Below are 17,215 nucleotides of genomic sequence, written 5' to 3'. Positions count from 1 at the left end.
TGCGCTAGCCGTACACGATGCGGCGCAGTTGGCGCAGCGACAGCTCGGGCGCCGCGACGCGGCGGTCCGACAGCTCGGCGGCGATCCCCGGGAAGATCTGGTCGTTGGTCAGACCTCGGGACTTCATCTCGCCATGGCGGCGCCGGACGTACTCCTCCACGGATTCGGAGAAGTAGGCCACGACCTCCGCCACCACCCGCGCGGCCTCACCCCGGCCAAGGGACGTCGTCCGCGTCAGATGGGCGATCAGGTCCTCGTGGGAGTACCGGGCCGTGGACATAGGCCAGGACTTTACGCAGGAAAGAGATGACACGCCAAGATTTCTGCCCGATTTCGGGCAAGGATACGCACTAGAAGCGCTCGCCCTCCGGCATGGGACAGGCAATGGACAGGGAGAGCGGTCTTCTTCCGGCGTCACCATGGACGCCCAGTACCCGGCAGCCGCGTGACCACGCGCCCGGACCGCCCCTTCCCCGAACTTCACCCCTCACACGTGCCACGCGCCCGGATGACGCCCCGCGACGCCCGGACGGAACCCGATCTTCCGCCCTTCCGCGGCGGCTCGCCCGCCGGACTGCGCACACCAGGTCTCCGGACGCGCTAGAGTTTTCGCGTGGCCGGGGTCACCCCGGGCCCACGCGGACGTGGCTCAGCTGGTAGAGCATCACCTTGCCAAGGTGAGGGTCGCGGGTTCGAATCCCGTCGTCCGCTCGGAAGATCCTGGTGGAGTGGCCGAGAGGCGAGGCAGCGGCCTGCAAAGCCGCGTACACGGGTTCAAATCCCGTCTCCACCTCGACGGGATCTCGCACCGCCGGGATCCGGTAAAGTGAGACAGGCGTCGCAGGGGCCCACAAGGCCCTGGTGATCGCGCGGACGTGGCTCAGCTGGTAGAGCATCACCTTGCCAAGGTGAGGGTCGCGGGTTCGAATCCCGTCGTCCGCTCTGAATCCTCATTCGAGGGCGATTAGCTCAGTGGGAGAGCGCTACCTTGACACGGTAGAGGCCACTGGTTCAATCCCAGTATCGCCCACCATCTCAACCCCCAGGTCATGGACCTGGGGGTTTTTCTTTCCCTCGGCACGCCCGACCGGCGTCACGGCCGACCTTGGACGCCGCTCCACAGACCACCCATTCCCTCCATCAAGCCGGAAAAGCGACAGTCGGCCTACTGCAGCGATATTCCTCCGAGACGCGCACTTTCGCATGATCGATTCGGCATGATGAGCTGCCCAGTTCGCCGTGCATTGCGAGGGACTCATGCTCACGATATGGATATCCGGACTCGTGACGGTTGTCGCTTTTATAGGTACTTTGCTGATCAGAATGCTCCGCCGGCGGAAAATGCCGGACTCGACCGCGGTGTGGACCTGGATCGAACGAATCGGCTGGCTCGCGGGCCTGATCAGTACCGTCTTCGCGGGCGTGACGCTCGCGCGGGATCTCTCCGAGCCGGCGGCGGCCCCGAACGCCTCCTCCGCCGGCCCGTCACCGTCGCCCGCCGTCAAGGTGAGCCGCAATTCCTACACGTTGCACGCTTCCTCATGGATCTCCACCAACGACCGCGACAAGGTGGACCTGGACACCGGCCACCCGGGGCATGGCCGTGCGTCCCTCCAGGTCGGCCCGGCCCGGGACGGCGGACCGGCCGAGATCATCCTGGAGGACGACTCGATCCACGGCGCCGACCCCAAGGTGAGCTACACGCTCACCCGCGCCACCACCTATGCCGCGTGCGCCGCGGCCCTGGCCCGCGAAGGGGACCACCTCACGGAGATCCCTCTTGACCGCCTCGGTCCCGGCTCCCGGTTCTGCGTCACCACCGACGAGAAGCGCCTCTCCCTGGTACGTGTGGTCGCGCGGAATTCCGAGACCGCGGAGCTGGTGATCGCATTCACGACGTGGACGGCCAGGCCTGGCGAATGACCTGGAAGCCTCATTACGCGGAGTGCTTGCCGAAACGGCTCTCACCACGCCGCCCCATTGTTCGACGAGTCGCGAACGCGCGTATATCGCGGGTCTCGCAGTAGATTCCCGATAGGTTCCGCGTGGATGCTTCCCGCGGAGGCCGGAGGACGCCCGGCCGGGGGCGCTACCGGAGCGCGGACGCTTGACCTCGCAGGTGCCGCCCAGCACGATCGGGGTGAAGGACGCACGTGCCGGGCGAGGGGGTTCGTGATGGCGAAGGTGCTGATCATCACCGGGGACGCGGCCGAGGACTTGGAGGTCATGTACCCCTACCAGCGACTGCTGGAGGAAGGGTACGAGGTCGACATCGCGGCGCCGAGCGTCAAGAAGCTCAGGTTCGTGGTGCACGACTTCGAGGACGGCTTCGACACCTATACCGAGAAGCCCGGCCACTCATGGCCCGCCGACCTCGCCTTCGCCGACGTCGATCCGTCGGGCTACACGGCGCTGGTGATCCCCGGCGGGCGGGCGCCGGAGTACATCAGGAACGACGCCGACGTGCGCCGCATCGTGCGGCACTTCGCCGAGCGGGACCTGCCCATCGCCGCGCTGTGCCACGGCCCCCTGATCCTCGCCGCCGCGGACGTGCTGCGCGGCAGGTCGTCCAGCGCCTACCCGGCCTGCGCCCCCGACGTCGAGGTGGCCGGCGGGACGTGGGTGGACAGCGAGGCGCACATCGACCGCAACCTGGTCACCGGCAGGGCCTGGCCGGACCACCCCGCGTGGATGCGCGAGTTCCTCAAGATCCTCAAGGTCGCCTCCCCGGCCTGACCCCGGCGCGCCGTCGCCGGGCTCGGCGGGCTCGCCGGGCTCGGCGGCGAGGCTCTGGGCGAGGACGCACATCAGGCGGCCCTCACGCGACGGACGGCGGGGCGCCGCTCGGGCGCGCGGGCGGGCGTGCGGGCGGGCAGGGTGCCCGCCGGGTCGAGCACGATGCCGGTGACGTCCAGGTCGGCGAGCATGCGCCGCAGGGCGGGCTCGCTGATGCGTATCCAGCCGTGGCCGGCGCCGAGCACCTTCGCCAGCGCCAAGGGCGAGGAGAACGCGACCGCCGTCTTCTTCCCCGCCGCGGTGCGGAACAGGCGCAGCGACACGACGGAGCTCCCCCGGACCGGGACCACCAGCAGCGGATCGGTCTCGCTTCTCACGATCTTCCTCCCAGGAAACGGGCTTCACGAGGCGGCGCGGACCGCCTGCGACGTCACGTTATGCCGGGAAAAGCGGGGTGAACCGCGCCCTTGACGCGCCCCTGACGCCCGCGGAGGAAGAACCGACGCGGCCTTGACGCGGCGGCCGTGGCGCGGTGCGCGCAGGCGGCCGTAAGCCGGTGAGCAACAAACCGTAAACGCGGCCCGGCACAGTGAGGACGTCGACGCGAACGCGAACGATCAGGAGGCGGAGATGCCGGAGAGCCACAGGTTGCGGGTGGCCGTCATCATCGGCAGCACCCGTAACGGCAGGTTCGGCCCCACCGTGGCCCGCTGGTTCAGCGCCCGGGCCGTCCGGCGGGGCGACCTGGACGTCGACCTGATCGACCTGGCGGAGACCCGGCTGCCGGAGGTCCTCACCGACCAGGACGAGCCCCTGCCCCCGCAGGTGCGCGCCCTGGCGCCGCGCCTCGCCGCCGCCGACGCGTTCGTCATCGTCACCCCCGAGTACAACCAGAGTTTCCCGGCGCCGTTGAAGACCGCCATCGACTGGTACTACGAGGAGTGGAAGGCCAAGCCCGTCACCTTCGTCTCCTACGGCAGGGAATCGGGCGGCCTGCACGCCGTCGCCCAGTTGCGCCAGGTCTTCACCGAGCTGCACGCCGTCCCGATCCGCAACGTGATCAGCCTGCCCTGCTACTGGGAGCTGTTCGCCGCGGACGGGAGCTGGCCGAGGCCCGGCGCCGAGTGCAACAGCGCCATCAAGACCACGCTCGACCAGCTGGCGTGGTGGGCGCACGCCCTGCGCGACGCGCGGGCCGCGCGTCCGTACACCACCTGAGAGCACATCGAGAGCGACAGGAAGCGGATATGAGCGATCTCCAGCAGGAAGTGCAGAAGACCATCGACGAGCTGGTCGAGTCCGGAGCCGAGCGGGGCCTGCAGGTCGCCGTGTACAAGGACGGCGACCTGGTCGTGGACGCCGTGGCCGGCACCGACCCCGCCACCGACCGCCCCCTCACCAGCGACACCCCCGTCTACGTCGCCTCCACCGGCAAGTCCCTCACCAGCACCCTCATCCACGTCCTGGCCGAACAAGGCGTCCTGGACTACGACACCCCCATCGCCCAGATCTGGCCCGAGTTCGCCGCCCACGGCAAGCAGGACGCCACCATCCGCCACGCCCTGGCCTTCACCGTCGGCGTCCCCGGCGTCCCGGAGGACTCCACCGCCGAAGACCTGCTCGACTGGGACAAGATCACCGCCGCCATCGCCGACACCCAGCCCTGGTGGGAACCCGGCACCAAGGTCGGCTACCACCCCCAGACCTTCGGCTACATCCTCGGCGAGATCGTCCGCCGCGCCACCGGCGACCCCATCTCCAAAGTCCTGCACGACAAGATCGCCACCCCCCTGGGCCTCCAGCGCGAGATCTACCTCGGCGTCCCCACCGAAGAACTCTCCCGCGTCGCCCGCCTGGAGCAGGTCGGCCCCCAGATGGACCTCGAACAACTGCGCGCCATGATGCCCACCTTCTTCAAGATCGCACCCCCCGCCGTCCAACTGTCGGCCGAACTGTGCAACCGCGACGACTACCTGGCCGCCGACATCCCCGCCGGCGGCACCATGACCGCCCGCGGCGTCGCCAAGGTGTATGCCGCCCTGGCCGGCCACATCGAAGGCACCACCCTGGTCTCCGACCAGCGCCTCAAGGAGATCTCCCAGGTCGCCGTCGCCGACACCGACCAGATCTTCGGCATGCCCACCCAATACGCCCTGGGCTACTCCATCGGCCGCCCCGTCCCCGACGCCCCCGCCGAGGCCACCATCATCGGCTGGCCCGGCGCCGGCGGCAGCGTCGCCGACGTCGACCTGACCAACGACATCGCCTTCGCCGTCACCAAGACCCGCTTCACCCCCGGCGACTACACCAACATCGCCCCGATCTCCGCCCTGGTCACCAAGCACCTCACCTGACCGGGCCCTGAGCCGGCCGGCCAGGCCCGTCCTGAACCCGGGCCTGGCCGGCCCCGTTCCCCTCCCCCGAGCCGCCAGGCCGGGTCCGACCTGAATCCGGACCCGGCCTGGCTCCGTCGTCCCCCCCTTCCGGAGATCACGGCGCCGCTCCCGGCGCACGGCCTCCGGGGCGCACCCTCCCTGATCGCCGGTGCGCCCCGGAGGCCGTGCGCCGTTCCGGGGCACACCGGGAACGGGCACGACCGGGAAGGCACGAGAACCGCCCCGCAGGCCGGGGCGGCACGCGAAGAGGGGCCCGGGCGGTGTCGCCCGGGCCCCTGGTGTGCGGCGGGTCAGCCGGCGCGCACCGGCAGCGCCGGCGCGATGTTGTGGTTCAGGCGGAACAGGTTGGCGGGGTCGTACTCCCTCTTCACCTCGGCCAGCCGCCGGTAGTCCGCCGTGGTGTAGGCGGCGGGGACGTTGCCGGGGTCGTCGAGGAAGTTCAGGAACGAGCCGCCGGTGCCGTACGGGCGGAGCGTGGCGGTGAGCTCGGGCACGTCGGCGTCGATGATGACCGACAGCGGGACCGAGCGGTGGCCCACCGGACCGGCGCCGGGGCCGGGGTCGGCCATCGCGCCGCCCCAGTGCCGGATCTCCACGGCGGACACGGGCGAGTCGGGGTCCTCCTCGACGGCGTTCGCGAGCGCGTGCAGGACCGGGTCGGGCAGCCCGTGGTACAGGTCGAGGAAGCGGGCGGGCTGGCCGCCCATGGCCGCCGCCGCGAAGGTGGTGGGCCGGATGTCGTCCACCAGGGCCGGGCCGGCGGCCTCGCGCAGCGGGCGCAGGTGCTGCTCGGCGTCCTCGGAGGCGCCGGCGTACATCGCCTTGAGCACGACCACGCGCCTGCCGCGGACCGCCTCGGGGAACAGGTCGGTGTCGGGGACGCGCCGCAGCACGACGGCGGTGCTGAGCGCGTCCGGCGCGTCGGCGATCCACTCGCGGTAGCGGGTGAGGACGTCGGCCGCGCGCTCGATCGGGTAGTAGGCGAAGCCCGCGTGGACCTGGGCGGCCGGGTACAGGCGGAACTCCAGCCGGGTGACGACGCCGAAGTTGGCGCCGCCGCCGCGCAGCGCCCAGAACAGCGACGCGTGGCTGTCGGGGCTCGCGGCGACGAACCCCCCGTCGGCGGTGACGACCTCGGCGCGCACCACGCTGTCGGCGGCGAAGCCGTAGGCGCGGCCGAGCCACCCGAGGCCGCCGCCCAGGGTGTACCCGACCACGCCGACGTCGGGCGAGGAGCCGGCGAGCGGCGCCAGGCCGAACGGCGCGGCGGCGGCGATGACGTCGCCCCACAGCGCGCCGGGGCCGACCCGGGCGACGCGCTCCGCCGGGTCCACCACGACGGAGGAGAGCCCGTCGGTCCGCAGCAGGACGCCCCCGTCCGCGGGGACGTGGGTGCCGTGCCCGGTGGCCTGCACGGCGAGCGGCAGGTCGTGCTCGCGGGCGGTCAGCACGGCGGCGCGGACGTCGGCGGGCCCCGAGGGCTCGGCCACGATCGCGGGATAGGGGTCGATCGTGTCGAACAGGGGCTGCCGCCTCTCCTCGTAGGGGTCCTCCCCTGGAAGGTGCACGGCGCCCTCGAAGCCGAGGCCCCGCAGCCGGGCGGCGGCGCCCGCGCCGTCGAGCCCGGGGTATCCGTACGTCTGCTCCTGTACGTGCTGGGTCATCTCAAAACCTTCCCTGTTCCATCGAAGAGCGTCCTGCGTGCGGGCGGCCCTCACCGGAGAAGTCGGAGCAGGCGGGCCGTTCTCTACGGCCGGAGCGGAAGGTCGTGCCGGGACGGCCCGCCGGGCGCCCGTACGGCGCGGACGGAGCCCGCCGCCGTGAAGGACGGGCGTCGTGCAGGGCCATCTGCGGCTCCTTCGCGCGTATGTGCGGCCTATTGTGTTTCACTCTGGAGCAGAGGGTTTACGGCATCTTGCTGTCTCGCTTACGGGCTCCTGCGCAGCCGCCGTAAGGGGTCGTGATTCCGTGAGGTGTGGCGATATCGTGGCGTTCATGCGTTTCGGGGTCCTGGGACCGCTCGCAGTCTGGACGGCGAACGGCGATCCTGTGACGATCCCCGGGGTCAAGGTCCGCGCGCTGCTCGCCGATCTCCTGCTGCACGACGGGCGCCCGGTGCCCGCCGACCGCCTCATCGACGACCTGTGGGGGGACCGGCCGCCCGGCAACCCCGCGGGCGCGCTGTCGGCCAAGGTCTCCCAGCTCCGCCGGGCGCTGGAGGACGCCGAGCCGGGCGCGCGCGAGCTGCTGGCCGCCCGCCCCGCCGGATATCAGCTCGGCGTCGAGGCCGCCGCCGTGGACGCGCGCCGCTTCCAGGCCCTGGTCACCGAGGCCCGCGACCGTGAAGATCCCCGCGTCCGGGCGGCGCTGCTGTCGGACGCGCTGACCCTGTGGCGGGGCCCGGCGTTCGCCGACTTCGCCGACGACGCCTTCGCCCGCCCGGCCATCGCCCGCCTGGAGGAGCAGCGGCTGACCGCGCGCGAGGACCACGCCGAGGCGCGGCTCGCGCTCGGCGAGCACACCCTGCTCGCCGACGAGCTGGCCGAGGTGGTCCGGGAGTACCCGCTGCGGGAGCGGCTGCGCGCCGCGCACCTGCGGGCCCTGTACCGGGCCGGGCGGCAGAGCGAGGCGCTGGACGGCTACGAGGAGCTGCGCGCGCGCCTGGCCGAGGAGCTCGGCCTGGACCCGGGGGCCGAGCTGGTGGCCCTGCACCGGGCGATCCTCACCCAGGACCCCTCGCTGGACGCCCCCGAGGCCCGGGCCACGGCCGCGCGCCCGCTCACCAACCTCCCGGCCCCGATCACCGCCCTGATCGGCAGGGAGGACGCGGTCACCGAGGTCCGCGCCCAGCTCGACTCCGCGCGCCTGGTCACGCTGACCGGGCCCGGCGGCGTCGGCAAGACCCGGCTGGCCCTGGAGATCGCCGCCGGCCTCGCCGAGTCCTACGCCGACGGGGTGTGGCTCGTCGAGCTGGCCGTCCTTGACCGCCTCGGCACCCCCGACGTGCTCGGCTCGCTGATCGACGCGGTGATGTCCGCGCTGGACCTGCGGGACGGCGGGACGGCGGGGCACCCGCTGACACCGCTGGACCGGCTGATCACCGCGCTGCGCCCCCGGCGGGCGCTGCTCGTGCTGGACAACTGCGAGCACGTGGTGGACCAGGTCGCCGAGATGACCGAGGCCCTGCTGCGGGCCGTCCCAGGTCTGCGGATCCTCGCCACCAGCCAGGAGCCTCTCGCCCTCGCCGGAGAGGTCGTCTGGAACGTGCCTCCCTTGGAGGTGCCCGAGCGCGCGGCCGGCGGGGACCCGGCCGCGCTGGAGCAGTCGAGCGCGGTCCGCCTGTTCGTCACGCGGGCCTCGGCGGCGGCGCGCGGCTTCACCCTGGACGCCGGCACCGCCGGGGACGTCGCAGTGCTGTGCCGACGCCTGGACGGGATCCCGCTGGCGCTGGAGCTGGCCGCCACCAAGGTGCCGACGCTCGGCGTGCACGGGCTGGTCGCCCGGCTCGACGACCGCTTCCGGCTGCTGGCCACCGGCCACCGCGGCGCGCCGCCGCGCCAGCAGACCCTGACCGCGATGATCGACTGGAGCTGGGAGCTGCTCACCGCGCCCGAGCGCATCGTGCTGCGCCGCCTGGCCGTCCACGCCGACGGGTGCACGCTGGAGGCCGCCGAGGCGGTGTGCTCGGGCGAGGACCTGCCCGCCCCGGCCGTCCTCGACCTGCTGGCCCGCCTCGTCGGCCGGTCGCTGGTGGTGGCCGTCCACGGCGTGGACGGGCCCCGCTACCGGCTGCTGGAATCGGTGGCGGTGTACTGCCTGGAGCGCATGCACGAGGCCGGCGAGTTCGAACGCGTGCGCCGCCGCCACCACGAGCACTACGCCGACCTGGCCGAGAAGGCCGAGCCCTGCCTGTACGGGCGGGAGCAGCGGCGGTGGCTGGCCCGCCTGGACGCCGCCACCCCCAACCTGCGGGCCGCGCTGGACGGCGCGGTCGCCGACCGTCACGCCGCGTGCGCGCTGCGCATCGTCAACGCGCTCGCCTGGTACTGGTTCCTGCGCGGCAGGCTCACCGAGGCGCGCCGGTCCCTGGAGGCGGCGCTGGCCCTCGACGGCGACGCGCCCGCCGCGCTGCGCGCCCGCGCCACCGCCTGGCACGCCGGCATCGTCCTGCTGCAGGGCGGCGCGCCCGACCACACCGCCGGGCGCGACGCCGCGCTGCGCGCGTACGACGGCGTCGAAGATCCGGCCGGGCGGGCCAGGTCGGAGTGGTTCCTCGGCTACGCGGGCCTGGACGCCGGGGACCTGGTCGCCGGCGAGGAGCTGCTGGACCGGGCGCTGACGGGGTTCCGCGCCATCGGGGACGACTGGGGCGTGGCCGCGGCGCTGGTGACCCGCACCAAGCTCGCGCACCTCAGAGGCGACCTGGAGGCGCTGCGGCGCGACGGGGAGCGCAGCGCCGAGCTGTTCGAGGTGCTCGGCGACCGCTGGGGCGAGCTGCAGGCGTCGGGCTGGCTCGGCGCGCTGGCCGAGATGACCGGCGACTACGAGCGGGCCCGCCACCTGCACACCGAGGGGCTGCGCATGGCCCGGGAGCTCGCCCTGTGGCCGGAGGTGTCCGGGCGGCTGGCCTGGCTCGGCTGGATCGCCCTGCAGCTCGGCGACTACAAGCGGGCCAGGGAGTTCTGCGAGGAGGCCGTGCGCCTCGCCAGGGAGCAGGGGTTCCGCCCGCTGCAGATCTTCGCCGAGATGGGGCTCGCCTTCGCCGCGCGCAAGGACGGGTGCCTGGACACCGCCGAACGGCACCTGCGCGAGGTCCTGGATTCCGCGCCGCGCCAGGAGGCCGCGCAGGAGCCCCCGCACCTGGCCATGGTGCTCGCCGAGCTGGGCTTCGTCGCCGAGCAGCGCGGGGACGCCCCGGCGGCCAGGGCGCTGCACCTGGAGGCGTTCGCGGTCGCCGACCGGCTCGGCGCGCCGCGCGAGAAGGCGCTGGCGCTGGAGGGTCTGGCCGGGGCGCTCGCGCTGTCGGAGTGCGCGGCGCCCGCCGCCCAGCTCCTCGGCGCGGCCGCCGCGGCCCGGGCCTCCAGCGCGCTGCCGCTCGCCCCGGCCGAACGCGGCGACGTCGACCGTATCGAGGCGCGGGCGCGGCACACCCTCGGCGAGGACCGCTTCGCCGCCGAGTTCGCCCGCGGCGGCGCGCTCGCCCCCGAGGAGGCAAGATCGGTGGCCGACCGCGCCTGCATCTGAAACCGGCCGGTATCCTCGGCGGCGTGGCAGAGCGCCACCGTACCGGCCTGCCACGCACCCTGAACAGGGCCAAGGCGGCCTGACACCGAGGGGAGCCGTGATGCCGCACCAGAAGTCGTCCGCGATCTACGAACAGGTCGTCCGCCGCAATCCCGGGGAGCCGGAGTTCCACCAGGCCGTGCGCGAGGTGCTGGAGAGCATCGCGCCCGTCATCGAGCGGCGTCCCGAGTACGCGGACTGGAAGCTGATCGAACGGATCTGCGAGCCCGAGCGGCAGATCATCTTCCGGGTGCCCTGGGAGGACGACCGCGGCGAGGTGCACATCAACCGTGGCTTCCGCGTGGAGTTCAACAGCGCGCTCGGGCCGTACAAGGGCGGCCTGCGCTTCCATCCGTCGGTCTACCTGGGCGTCGTCAAGTTCCTCGCCTTCGAGCAGATCTTCAAGAACAGCCTGACAGGCCTGCCGATCGGGGCGGGCAAGGGCGGCTCCGACTTCGACCCCAAGGGGCGCTCGAACCGTGAGGTCATGCGGTTCTGCCAGAGCTTCATGACCGAGCTGTACCGCCACATCGGCGAGTACACCGACGTCCCGGCCGGGGACATCGGCGTCGGGCAGCGCGAGATCGGCTACCTGTTCGGCCAGTTCAAGCGCATCACCAACCGGTACGAGTCCGGCGTCATCACCGGCAAGGGCCTGGAGTACGGCGGCGCGCGGGTGCGGGCCGAGGCCACCGGGTACGGCTGCGTCTACTTCGTCGAAGAGATGCTCAACGCGCGCGGCACCTCGCTGGACGGCAAGCGGGTGGTCGTCTCCGGCTCCGGCAACGTCGCCATCCACTCGATCGAGAAGGCCCAGGCCCTCGGCGGCGTGACCGTCGCCTGCTCCGACTCCTCCGGGTACGTGCTGGACGAGAAGGGCATCGACCTGGGCCTGCTCAGGCAGGTCAAGGAGGTCGAGCGTGCCGGGCTGAGCCTCTACGCCGAGCGGCGCGGGACCGACGCGGTGTTCGTGCCCGGGCGCGCGGTGTGGGAGGTCCCCTGCGAGGTGGCGCTGCCGTCCGCGACCCAGAACGAGATCGGCGACGACGACGCGGCGCGCCTGGTCCGGTCCGGGTGCGTGGCCGTCGGCGAGGGCGCCAACATGCCGACCACGCCCGGCGGCATCCGGGTCTTCCAGGAGGCGGGCATCGCGTTCGGCCCGGGCAAGGCGGCGAACGCGGGAGGGGTCGCGACCAGCGCGCTGGAGATGCAGCAGAACGCCGCCCGCGACTCCTGGACCTTCGAGTACTCCGAGGCCCGCCTGCACGAGATCATGCGCGACATGCACGACCGCTGCCTGACCACGGCGGACGCCTATGGCAGGCCCGGCGACTACGTGGCGGGCGCCAACATCGCCGGCTTCACCCGTGTCGCCGACGCGATGCTGTCCCTCGGGCTGATCTGACCCATCTCACGCCCACCGGCCCGGGCCGTGCTAGCCGCGGGTCGGCTCCGGGCGGCGGTGCGCGTCCCACCAGGACGTCCAGCGCGTCTCCAGGGCGGCGAACGCGGCGTCGCCCATGTCATAGGCGGTCAGCAGGAGCAGCGTGCCGCCGTCCGGGCGGTACGTGGTGCGAGGCTGGGGGGCCAGGACGGCGAGGCCGTCGCCGAACTGGTCCACCGTGATCAGCAGCCCGTCCGCCCCCGACGCCCACACCTCGCCGCTCAGCGTGCCGCCCGCCGCGCTCTCCGCCTTGTACGACGAGCCGGGCGGCAGAGCGGCGGCCTCCCCCAGCCCGAGCGCCTCGGCCGGGGACCCCGGCACGTCCAGGGAGCCCTCCAGGTGGAGGGTGCGCCGCGGGGCGAGCCCGTGCCGTTCGACGGCGAAGCGGAGCTGCCACAGGAACACCCGCCAGCCCTGGGTGACGTCGTCGTAGTAGGCGTCCCAGTCGGGGTTGACGCCGATCGGACCACGGGTGAGGCGGACCACCGTGCCGCCCTCCCCGCCGTGCAGGCTGAACCGATCACCGTCGCCCAGCCGCAGGACGCGGGCGCCGGCGTCCTCGGTGACGTCGGCGAGGTAGATCTGCCGGATCTCGTCATCGAGACCCTCGTAGTGCCAGCCGTGCCACCGCCGCAGCAGCTCCGGATCCCGCAGCGCCGCCCAGACCTCCTCGACAGGCGCGGCGACGGTGACCTCGACGCGCGGCGGCGGAGTGGGTTCGCTCATGACGGTCCTCCTGGTGGTGGGTCGGCCTGCGCGTCCGGCGCGGGAGCTTGTGCGGCAGGTGTCGGGTCCTGGGTGGCGGGGGCGGGGTGGCCCGCGCCGATGACGCGGTAGAGGCGGCCGGTTTCGGCGTGGAAGCGGGCGATCACGTCGGCCACCGCGCCCGCCAGCGCCTCGGTGAAGCGGTGCAGGTCGGCGGGTTCGGCCAGGCGGACCTCGCTCTCCAGCGTGAAGGTCAGCAGGCGCCTGTCCGCGCGGTCGGCGGCGGCCTGCATGCGCGTGACGTCGCGCACGGCGGCGGAGGCGACCGCGACCAGGCGGGTGGCCGAGTGCCGGTCCGCGGCGCGGACGTATTCGGCGGGCAGGGGCGGGAGGGGCTCCTCGTCCTGGTCCCCGATTCCGGCCTCGGCTCGGTCGCCGGGCGGCGCCTGGGCGAGATCGTCGGCCTTCTGAGGTTCGCCGGGGTCCTGTGTGGCATCGTCCGCCTTCTCGGCTTCCCCTACCGGCCGCGCGGCGGGATCGCCGGCGGCGGCGAGGAGCGAGGGGTCCACGACGTAGGAGCCCGCGGTCGCGCGCATGACCCGCTCGACGAAGCCCCGGCGGCGGCGTTCCTCGGCCAGTTCGATCAGGCCGGCGTCCTCCAGCCTGCGCAGGTGGTAGTTGACCTTCTGCCTGGTCAGGCCGAACTCGCGGGCCAACTCGCTCGCCGAGGCCGGTGTGCGCAGCCGCACCAGCAACCGTCGGCGTACAGGCGCCAGTGCCCCGCGAACCTGCCCCGGCTCCTCCAGCAACTCCATTCGCCGCACGGCCACATCGTCCAATAGACAAATTAAGTTGTCAATTGTTCTGCGCGGGACCCGCCACCCTGCCACGGGAACCGAAAGACCGTCCATGACCGGCATCGCCGCTGGTCGATGGACGGCACGCGGGAGAAGAGCCTGGACGAACCACGGACGGGATCTCGCTACCGCGAACCCGCAGCAATAGCCGTATACGAATGATAGTATTCGGGTATGCCATCAACCGCAGTGGACAATCCACTGATCCTGCGACTGCTCGGCCTCCTGGTGGAGCAGCCGAAGCACCAGTACGCGCTGGCGATCGCGCTCAACGAGCGCTATCCGTACCTGAACGCCAAGAGCGGCTCCGTCTACACGCTCGTCCGGTCGTTGGAGGCGGCCGGATGGGTGGCCTCGACCGGGGTCGAGCAGATGGGCAACCGCCCCGCGCGTACCGTCTACGCCCTGACCGATCAGGGCTGGGAGGTCTTCAAGGAACGGGTGCGGCGGCAGATCCGCGAGGCCAAGGTGACCACCTCGGCGTTCGTGGACGCCCTGGCCTATCTCGGCGCCCTCGACCGGGACGAGGCCCCGCGCGTCCTGCGCGAGCGGCAGGAGTCACTGGTGGAACGGATCGCGGAGCTGGCACAGGCCGGTGACGCCGACCTGCCGGAGATCACCATGATCGAGGTCGACTTCGTCATGCACCAGCTGCGCGCCGAAGCGGAATGGATCCGCGACCTGATCGCGCGCATCGACGACGGCGAGCTGGCATGGCCGGAGAAGGGACGGACAGGAGCGGATTGACATACGGCGTTCATGCGGCCGACCAGGTGGCCGCCACGGCGGGACCGCCGGACCACCCCGCGGCCATCGACGACCTGGTCGGGCGGCTGAGCGGCGGACGGCCCTTCGTCGTCCGCGAGTCCCGCACTTCCTGGGCACGCCCGCGGACCCGGCGAAGGCGCGGGTCCCGCCGCCCGAGCGGCGGGTGCGCGAGAACCGTCAGGTGACGGGCTCGCCGGCCTGCCAGACCTTGGCGATCAGGGGGACGCCGGGGCGGTAGGCCAGGTGGATGTAGGACGGGGCGTCGAGCAGGACCATGTCGGCGCGGGCGCCCGGCGCGAGGTGGCCGATGTCGGGGCGGCGCAGGGCCTTCGCGCCGCCCATGGTGGCCGCCCACAGGGCCTCGGCGGGGGTCATGCGCATGTCGCGGACGGCCACGGCGATGCAGAACGGGATGTTGGTGGTGTAGCTGGAGCCGGGGTTGCAGTCGGCGGCCAGCGCCACCGTGACCCCGGCGTCGAGCAGGCGCCGCGCGTCGGGGTAGGGCGAGCGGGTGGAGAACTCGGCTCCGGGCAGCAGCGTGGCGACGGTCGTGCCGGAGGCGAGCGCGTCCACGTCGGCGTCGGTCAGGTGGGTGACGTGGTCGGCCGAGGCGGCGCCCAGCTCGACGGCGATCGCCACCCCCGGACCGGGGCCGAGCTGCCCGGCGTGCACCCGGGGCACGAGCCCGCGCGCCATGCCCGCGGTCAGGATCTCCCTGGTCTGGTCGCCGTCGAACGCGCCGCGCTCGCAGAACACGTCGATCCACCGCGCGTGCGGCGCACAGGCCTCCAGCATCGGGCCGCGCACCAGGTCCACGTAGGCGTCCGGCCGGTCGGCGTACTCGGGCGGGACGACGTGCGCGCCGAGGTAGGTGACCTCGGAGGTGTGCTCACCGGCCAGGCGCAGCGCACGGGCCTCGTCCTCGACCGTGAGGCCGTACCCGGACTTGCACTCGATCGTCGTCGTGCCGGAGCGCGACGCCTCGGCGACCAGCCGCCGCAGGGTGCCCCGCAGCTCGTCGTCGCTCGCCGCCCGGGTGGCGGCGACGGTGGTGCGGATGCCGCCCGCCGTGTACGGGAGGCCCGACATGCGAGCCTCGAACTCCCGTGCCCGCTCCCCGGCGAACACCAGATGCGCGTGGCTGTCGACGAATCCGGGCACGAGCGCCCGGCCCTCGGCGTCGAACCGTTCCTCCGCCCCCTGGGGCGCCCTCCCCCGCGGCCCCACCCACGCCACGACGCCGTTCTCCACGACGACCGCAGCGTCCTCGACGACCCCGAGCACTCCGCCGCCGCCCTCCGGCGCGTTCGTCACCAACGCCCCAACGTTATCCACCAAAACGGACGTCATCCGCCCCTCCTCACCCTGCTTCATCACATACACCTCAAGACCCCAGCGCCACTTCACGGCACCCTCGGCGCCTCCAGCCCAACGTCACCCCAAGCGGCTACCCGTCTGCCCCGCCAAGCGGATGGAGGGGGATGAGGAGGCGAGGCGGAGCCTGCCCCTGCCAGCCGGAGTGAGCCGGAGTGCCGCGGCGCCCGACCGATCTGGTCTCCATGGACCACCCGTTGAACGGCGCGCGTAGGAGTGGCGTACGCCGCCGATCTGCAGGCACATGGTGGAGGACGGGAACCCGCGCGTGGAGCACCACACGCGAGCGCCGAGCGCCTGTCTGCCATCCGAGTGCTGAGCAGCGCATGCCGTGCACGCCGGTTCTGGGCCGGGGCGGGATCATGTCAGACGGTTGATCGCTGTGGTGAGGGTGGAGGGGACGTCGCCGACCAGGGTGTGGCGGCCCTCGTGGACGATGTGCCGGCCTTCGCAGACGACCTCGCGGACGTCGGCGGCGGTCGCGGCGAAGACGATCGTCTCCACCAGCGCGTCGAGGGGGGCGCCCGCCGTGCGCACCGAGTCGAGCGTGACCGTGACCAGGTCCGCGGGAGCGCCGACGGCGATGCGACCCGCCTCGGGCCACCCCAGCGCGGCATGTCCGCCGGAGGTCGCGCCGCGCAGCAGCTCGGCGGCGAGCCAGTGGCCGCGCTCGCGGGTGGCGAGCCGCTCGTCCAGTTCGACGCCGCGCGCCTCCTCGAACAGGTCCACGACGGCGTTGCTGTCGCTGCCGAGCGAGAGCGGCGCGCCGGCGCCGGCGAGGGCACGGGCCGGGCCGATGCCGTCGGCGAGGTCGCGTTCGGTGGTCGGGCACATGCACACGCCCGTCCCGGACCCACCGAGCAGCGTGATGTCCTCGGGAGTGAGATGGGTGGCGTGGACGGCGGTCGCGAAGGGGCCGAGCGCGCCGTGGGACTCCAGCAGCGCGGCCGGGGTGCGGCCGTACGCGGCGAGGCACCCTTCGTTCTCGGCGACCTGCTCGGACAGGTGGAAGTGCAGAGGTGCGCCCCGCTCGCGCGCCCAGCCGCTCACGACGCCGATCTCGCCCTCGGGGACGGCGCGGACCGAGTGGACGGCCGCGCCGACGCGCGCGTGCCCGCCGGACTTGAGCGAGGCGGCCCTGTCGGCCCAGGCGTGCGCGTCACGGTCGCCGAAGCGCAGTTGCGGGCCTTCCAGCGGCGCCGCGAACCCGCCGCGCAGGTAGCAGGTGTCGAGCAGGGTGATCCTGATGCCGGCGTCGGCCGCCGCCGCGATGAGCGCCTCGCCCATCGCGCTCGGCGCGTCGTACGGCCGGCCGCCGGGCTGGTGGTGCACGTAGTGGAACTCGCCCACGCAGGTGATGCCCGCGAGCGCCATCTCGGCGTACGCCGCGCGGGCGAGCGCGTGGTAGGTGTCGGGCGTGAGGCGCGCGGCGACCTCGTACATCTGGCGGCGCCAGGTCCAGAAGGTGCCGCGCTCGCGCTGGGTGCGCCCGCGCAGGGCCCGGTGGAAGGCATGGCTGTGGGCGTTGGCGAGCCCGGGCAGGGTGACGCCGCGCAGGTGGACCGCCCCGGGCGGAGGCGCGTCGACACCGTGACGCACGGCGGTGATCCGCCCTCCCGACACCTCCACGACGACCCCGCGCACGACCTCCG

At 72.9% G+C, this 17,215-nt stretch carries 14 protein-coding genes and 4 tRNA genes; 11 read left to right on the top strand and 7 right to left on the bottom strand.

Annotated features, from left to right (window positions below; genetic code table 11):
- Positions 1 to 4: 4 nt before the first annotated feature.
- A complete protein-coding gene (locus BJ981_RS32135) occupies positions 5 to 280 on the bottom strand; it encodes a hypothetical protein (RefSeq protein WP_184617124.1) in 276 nt (91 codons plus the stop codon).
- Between the two features lie 358 nt (positions 281 to 638).
- Between BJ981_RS32135 and BJ981_RS32130 the strand changes: the two genes are divergently transcribed.
- The 6 genes from BJ981_RS32130 to BJ981_RS32105 all read left to right on the top strand — a co-directional run bounded on the left by BJ981_RS32130 (position 639) and on the right by BJ981_RS32105 (position 2,736).
- A tRNA-Gly gene (locus tag BJ981_RS32130) sits at positions 639 to 711 on the top strand.
- An 11-nt stretch (positions 712 to 722) separates the two neighbouring features.
- Positions 723 to 793, top strand: a tRNA-Cys gene (locus BJ981_RS32125).
- Between the two features lie 76 nt (positions 794 to 869).
- Positions 870 to 942, top strand: a tRNA-Gly gene (locus tag BJ981_RS32120).
- A gap of 16 nt (positions 943 to 958) precedes the next feature.
- Positions 959 to 1,033, top strand: a tRNA-Val gene (locus BJ981_RS32115).
- Positions 1,034 to 1,284: 251 nt separating this feature from the next.
- Positions 1,285 to 1,923 (top strand): hypothetical protein, encoded by a 639-nt coding sequence (locus BJ981_RS32110; protein ID WP_184617123.1) that lies wholly within the window; start codon positions 1,285 to 1,287, stop codon positions 1,921 to 1,923.
- A gap of 252 nt (positions 1,924 to 2,175) precedes the next feature.
- A complete protein-coding gene (locus tag BJ981_RS32105; protein WP_184617122.1) occupies positions 2,176 to 2,736 on the top strand; it encodes a DJ-1/PfpI family protein in 561 nt (186 codons plus the stop codon).
- A 71-nt stretch (positions 2,737 to 2,807) separates the two neighbouring features.
- On the opposite strand, the gene BJ981_RS32100 is transcribed toward BJ981_RS32105, so the two are convergent.
- Positions 2,808 to 3,113 carry an SAV_915 family protein gene (locus BJ981_RS32100; protein WP_204070606.1) on the bottom strand — a complete coding sequence of 102 codons (306 nt, stop codon included), beginning with the start codon at positions 3,111 to 3,113 and terminating at the stop codon, positions 2,808 to 2,810.
- Between the two features lie 253 nt (positions 3,114 to 3,366).
- On the opposite strand from BJ981_RS32100, the gene BJ981_RS32095 reads away from it, so the two are divergent.
- A complete protein-coding gene (locus BJ981_RS32095; protein ID WP_184617121.1) occupies positions 3,367 to 3,954 on the top strand; it encodes an NADPH-dependent FMN reductase in 588 nt (195 codons plus the stop codon).
- Between the two features lie 29 nt (positions 3,955 to 3,983).
- Positions 3,984 to 5,090: a serine hydrolase domain-containing protein gene (locus BJ981_RS32090; RefSeq protein ID WP_184616695.1), complete on the top strand. Its 1,107-nt coding sequence runs from the start codon at positions 3,984 to 3,986 to the stop codon at positions 5,088 to 5,090.
- 332 nt (positions 5,091 to 5,422) lie between these two features.
- On the opposite strand, the gene BJ981_RS32085 is transcribed toward BJ981_RS32090, so the two are convergent.
- Positions 5,423 to 6,796 (bottom strand): FAD-binding oxidoreductase, encoded by a 1,374-nt coding sequence (locus tag BJ981_RS32085; protein ID WP_184617120.1) that lies wholly within the window; start codon positions 6,794 to 6,796, stop codon positions 5,423 to 5,425.
- A gap of 331 nt (positions 6,797 to 7,127) precedes the next feature.
- Between BJ981_RS32085 and BJ981_RS32080 the strand changes: the two genes are divergently transcribed.
- Both BJ981_RS32080 and gdhA read left to right on the top strand, forming a co-directional pair.
- Positions 7,128 to 10,376, top strand: a complete 3,249-nt coding sequence (locus BJ981_RS32080) for an AfsR/SARP family transcriptional regulator (protein WP_184617119.1) — start codon at positions 7,128 to 7,130, stop codon at positions 10,374 to 10,376.
- 100 nt (positions 10,377 to 10,476) lie between these two features.
- Complete coding sequence (gene gdhA / locus BJ981_RS32075) at positions 10,477 to 11,820, top strand: NADP-specific glutamate dehydrogenase (RefSeq protein ID WP_184617118.1); 1,344 nt, start codon at positions 10,477 to 10,479, stop codon at positions 11,818 to 11,820.
- Positions 11,821 to 11,850: 30 nt separating this feature from the next.
- Here the strand turns inward: gdhA and BJ981_RS32070 are convergent, their stop codons facing one another.
- Both BJ981_RS32070 and BJ981_RS37605 read right to left on the bottom strand, forming a co-directional pair.
- Positions 11,851 to 12,585, bottom strand: a complete 735-nt coding sequence (locus BJ981_RS32070) for an SRPBCC family protein (RefSeq protein WP_184617117.1) — start codon at positions 12,583 to 12,585, stop codon at positions 11,851 to 11,853.
- Complete coding sequence (locus BJ981_RS37605) at positions 12,582 to 13,379, bottom strand: ArsR/SmtB family transcription factor (protein WP_204070775.1); 798 nt, start codon at positions 13,377 to 13,379, stop codon at positions 12,582 to 12,584. Before BJ981_RS37605 ends, BJ981_RS32070 begins: the two co-directional genes overlap by 4 nt.
- 216 nt (positions 13,380 to 13,595) lie before the next feature.
- Here BJ981_RS37605 and BJ981_RS32055 point away from each other — a divergent pair, with 216 nt between their 5' ends.
- On the top strand, positions 13,596 to 14,168 hold the full coding sequence (locus tag BJ981_RS32055) for a PadR family transcriptional regulator (protein WP_184617116.1): 573 nt from the start codon (positions 13,596 to 13,598) through the stop codon (positions 14,166 to 14,168).
- A 198-nt stretch (positions 14,169 to 14,366) separates the two neighbouring features.
- Here BJ981_RS32055 and hutI read toward each other — a convergent pair whose 3' ends face one another.
- Together hutI and BJ981_RS32045 are read right to left on the bottom strand one after the other, a co-directional pair.
- The gene (hutI, locus tag BJ981_RS32050) at positions 14,367 to 15,539 is read right to left on the bottom strand and encodes an imidazolonepropionase (RefSeq protein WP_184617115.1); all 1,173 of its coding nucleotides are present in this window, start codon (positions 15,537 to 15,539) and stop codon (positions 14,367 to 14,369) included.
- A gap of 384 nt (positions 15,540 to 15,923) precedes the next feature.
- Positions 15,924 to 17,207: a formimidoylglutamate deiminase gene (locus BJ981_RS32045; RefSeq protein ID WP_239139805.1), complete on the bottom strand. Its 1,284-nt coding sequence runs from the start codon at positions 17,205 to 17,207 to the stop codon at positions 15,924 to 15,926.
- Positions 17,208 to 17,215 lie beyond the last annotated feature (8 nt).

It is taken from the genome of Sphaerisporangium krabiense (assembly GCF_014200435.1).
GTDB lineage: Bacteria > Actinomycetota > Actinomycetes > Streptosporangiales > Streptosporangiaceae > Sphaerisporangium > Sphaerisporangium krabiense.
This window is presented reverse-complemented; position numbering and strand designations above follow the sequence as displayed.